Origin of the sequence: Succinivibrio faecicola, assembly GCF_019448115.1 — a bacterium.
Classification (GTDB): Bacteria; Pseudomonadota; Gammaproteobacteria; order Enterobacterales; family Succinivibrionaceae; genus Succinivibrio; species Succinivibrio faecicola.
In genome coordinates, this window is sequence record NZ_JAGFNY010000057.1 from 1 (window position 1) to 4450 (window position 4450).

At 33.1% G+C, this 4450-nt stretch carries 2 protein-coding genes; one reads left to right on the forward strand and one right to left on the reverse strand.

Going from position 1 to position 4450, the window contains the following annotated elements; genetic code table 11:
• The first annotated feature begins 101 nt into the window (after nucleotides 1-101).
• Nucleotides 102-1331, forward strand: a complete 1230-nt coding sequence (locus J5V48_RS09450) for an ISAs1 family transposase (protein ID WP_219938342.1) — start codon at nucleotides 102-104, stop codon at nucleotides 1329-1331.
• 207 nt (nucleotides 1332-1538) lie between these two features.
• Here J5V48_RS09450 and J5V48_RS09455 read toward each other — a convergent pair whose 3' ends face one another.
• Nucleotides 1539-4247 (reverse strand): DEAD/DEAH box helicase, encoded by a 2709-nt coding sequence (locus tag J5V48_RS09455; protein WP_219938345.1) that lies wholly within the window; start codon nucleotides 4245-4247, stop codon nucleotides 1539-1541.
• Between the last annotated feature and the right edge of the window lie 203 nt (nucleotides 4248-4450).

A 4450-nucleotide genomic window follows, 5' to 3' on the forward strand; every position in this document is an offset into this window, starting at 1 on the left:
TAGGATGATTGAGCTTTGACTGAAGTACCTAGAGATTAGCGAGCGTCCGTGTATCGCCGTTCTCTACATACCATTCAGTAAAAGAGACAGTAAGTTCACTCATGAAACAAATAAAAGTTACAGACTACAGACAGCAGTCAAAAGTAAAATTTCCTTTGCTACCAGCATTATTTGCCATAGTAATAGCATGGTGTTGTAACTGCAAGAATGCTGTGGAAGTATCGGACTTTTTAAGTGCAAAAAAGAAGTACTTAGCACAGATTATAGAAGGACTTTCCGAAGAAGAGAGTATGTCTCATGACACAGTGTTAAGACTTCTAAAAATGGTAAAAATATCAGAACTACATGGTTTTCTGACAGAATTTGCAAACAAACTTGCAAGTAATCAAGAAGAGACAAGGTGCTTGAGCCTTGATGGTCAGACTCCACGAGCAATGATATATGAAGCAGAAAAAGGGGAAAAATCTCCTAAGGATAGAAGACAGTATAACAAGCTTTATTATGTAACCTTGTATGATTCAACAAACAAGATTAGTCTAGCTCAGGATGAGGTACAGGATAAAGAGAATGAAAACAAATCGTGTGTCAGATTGCTACAGATGTTCTCCCTTTCAGGATGTGTTGTAACAGCAGATGCATTAAACACACAGCGTTCAGTAGCAAATGCGATTATTAGTCAGGATGGAGAGTACTGTCTAGCACTTAAAGGAAATCACGAAAAACTACAAAAAGCAGTAATGAATGCCTTTGAAGGAATTGATGATTCAGAAGTACCATTACTTGAAAAAGAAAGACTACTTGATTATGACTGTGAATTAAAGAGTTATGAGTCAGAAACAGAGCTAGAGCATGGAAGAGTTGAGACTCGCAGAGTAGATGTACTACCAGCGAACTTCATAAAACAAAGAGTTCTTGGAGATTGGAAAGAAGATTGTGAATGTATTGTCAGAGCAACTACTTTCAGTCATGACAAAAAATACGGAATTGAAAAAGAGTCTTTAGTCAGATACTACCTATGCTCAATAAATCCTGAGTCTCCTGATTTAGCAAAGACTCTCTATAGATGTATCAGAGAACATTGGCATATAGAAAACTCTCTGCATTGGTGTCTTGATATGGATTTTGGACAGGATTTGATGCAAGTAAAAAGCAGAGAATATGCAAGAAACAGAATTTTGCTCAACAAGATAGCGTTGAATGTGCTGAAGATAGTACAACCACGCTTTTCAAAAAAGAGCGAAAGGTGCTCAATACCAAGGCTGCAGAAGAAACTTAGAGATGATTGCTCTATAGCTGTAGATGGTCTTATTGAGTATTTGTCAAAAAATTAAAAAATGAGGCAAGGCGTATCATCTGAACTTACAATTCATGCGTACGCCCTGCAAAATGACCGAGCTTCTAGCAAAAATGACTAAGCAATAATCAAAAACAGATAAGCAAAAGAATAATTTGAATGAGCTGTTAAACAAAATGATTAAGCTAAATTGGAAGGTTTTAAAAGATCTGATAAAAATCAAATGAGCTAAATAAGATCTTTTTCAGTGGGCTGTGACAATTTCATCATAAATTCTTTTGAAATACTCATTTTTTGCTGATTGCGTAGGAGCTAACCACATAATAGCTGTATCGTAAAATGTATTATATTTTCCGGCAAATAACCTTAATAGATACTCTTGCATTTCTTTAGGAGCATCATTTAATGTTTTGGATTTAATTTCACCTGATGAGTATCTATTAACAGTTTGATTTTTATATTCAATACTATCTGCTATCAGCTTTTTTCTGCTGTCACCATTAAATACAAAAACATTTTTTTTGGCTATTTCATTGCACAGAAAACCATAAATATTAAATAAAGAATAGTTGTGATCTTTTGACTCTTTCTTTTTTGCTTCCTCTTGCATTTTATCCACAGCAAGTGCAAATAACTGCCTTAATATGGTGAAATTTGAAGAATTGGACATGTCTAATGCCAGTCTTGCTGCTCTAGCACGACTGTCCGAAAACAGAAGAACCTTTCTTCCCTCGTTAGGAAATTTTTCAATTTTTTTGCTTTCTACTGGTGGTTGCAATATAAATTGCTGTTTTATTAGCTCATTAAAAGCCATATTTCCTATTGTCTTAAAAGAGGATAACTGAGAAACAGAAAAATTATGATTACAGTGAGGACAACAATGAAATGTAAAAATATCATTATTATTTTGATTCTTGGGGTAATAATACATAAGTTTTAATAATGAATTTTTATTATCATCTGTTTTATGTAGATGGATAAAACCAGTTTTATAATCTAAATAGCAAAATTTATAATTGCTCTTTTGAACAAAATCTTTCTCTGGAATATAGAAATGAATTTCTGTTAATTTATCTTTTGAATATCTGTTTGTAGTTGTCCATAAGAAAAATGAATCTTTGAATTCGCATGTAGAAATAAAATTTTTATCAATGAATCCTTTGAGATATAGTGCTCCACAACGTCTGTCATAATACAATTCGTATACATTTGAATCGCATTCTATACAATGATATCGACCTTCATTTAGATAGATCTTGCCTAATGAAAATTTTTCATTGGAAACAGCATGTTTGCAATTAGGATTAGTACAAGCGTATACACCTTTTATTCCTCTGAATAACATGTGCATTCTTGCTGGAAATAGAGTAATCCCATGTTCATTCTTAGCTAAAGGAGCGATTAATAACAGAACTGATAGTGCTAATCTGCGATCTTCTTCAGATGCATCCGATAATAGACCTTCCCTAAAAATGTTTATTGAAAGATCTCTTAATGATTTTGCTTGTCCTCTACATTCGTTGAATAGTCTAGAAAAAGGGGAGAATTTATGTAAATTATAGAAAAGCCATATCTCAATATCGCTCTTGTTAGAAAAATGAAGAGGTTTATCAAAACAGCCTTGAAAGAAATCAGTTACAAGCTCAATTCCCTTTTCAGAATCTAGATTTAAAAGATCTGTTTTTTCAAAAATTTTTTCTCTAAATTTTTTATATTTACCTACAGGGATATCAAAGATTGCTGATTCAATAGTTTCTTCTCTAACACCGGCAAAGTACTTAAATCGAAGTTTATTCTTGGCAGAAGTTAATTTATCTGCAAATTCATTTATTTCATTGTCACAGTTTTTGGGCATACTAGCAGTTGTTAAGATAAACTGAATTCTATCTCTATCAATATCGAGTTTTGCCATCAGTCTTCTTATCAAAAGAGCAACCTCTCCTCCGAAGGAGCCTCTATACATATGAGCTTCATCAATAACAAACAGTAACTTGTTATTCTTATCTGACTGTAGCCAATTTTTAGTATCTTGCCATATTTTATTCTCTATTGGTCTTAGTAGGATAAGTTCTAACATTGAATAATTTGTAATGAGAATATCTGGGCAATTATTCTGCATTTCAAATCTTGTAATTAATTCTGAATCATCATCTGATGTTTGATGCTTTGATTTCTTTAAGCTCTCAATAAAAGTCAGCAAGTTTTTTTTTGCAGGGACACGTCCTTGTTTTGCTAGATCATTGATAAAATCTGAATTTTTATTGTGTTCTTCATCTGCCACAAAATTACTTAAATTATCAGCTAGTCTTTTATCATCTCCACTTATTGGTTTATCTCCAGGGAATGGGGTTCTTCCAGTATACATGCCAAACTGAGGCCTTCTTGAGTTAAAAAATGATGCTTTTCTAAATGCTGTTACAAAATGATCAGATTTATCCATCATTAATCTTCTTAATCGGCTTAATTGATCTCCAACAAGTGCGTTCATTGGATAAAGAATGATGGTTCTTATTCCTCGAATTTCGTTCCATTGTTTAGGGGCAGTTTTAGCCTCAGTTACAAGCTTTGTCACTAATGGCCACATAAAACATTCTGTTTTTCCTGAGCCGGTTCCTGTTGCAACAAATAAATCTTGTTCTTGGATGAATGATTCTAAGGCTTGAATCTGGTGATAAAATGGAGTCTTATATACTCCTAATTTGTACTCAATCAAATCAGAAAAGAAATCTTTTAGCCATTGAGGAAGTTTATGGGATTTTTGTAATCCATCTTCTACAGATTTATATGAAGGACTAGATTCTATATATGGATCCTGTGCAATTACTTCATCACCATCTAAGGCTCTTTCGACAGCATCAAATATTAGCGGGGATTTTCCAAAATATTGGGAAAGAATGTAATTTTTTAGTGAATCTTTAAGAATTCTGTGGACGTTTGTTGCAAAGTACTCCATTTTATACCTCACTAAATTTAAAATCTAAACTTTCCAGAACCTTTTTGAACGCTACAAAAACAGGAGTTGTCATTATTCTCGAAAAAGAATTGATTCTTTCATTTGAAGGCCAACTATATAGTTCAATATGGCGAAATTATGGATCAGCACTAAGTTCACACTTTTGAACAAAGTATAAACATTGGATGCATAATTCGTGTTTA

Bases quoted from the DNA above. Each gene is read 5' to 3' on its own strand.
- J5V48_RS09450 (WP_219938342.1), top strand. From the start codon at position 102: ATGAAACAAATAAAAGTTACAGACTACAGACAGCAGTCAAAAGTAAAA.
- J5V48_RS09455 (WP_219938345.1), bottom strand. From the start codon at position 4,247: ATGGAGTACTTTGCAACAAACGTCCACAGAATTCTTAAAGATTCACTA.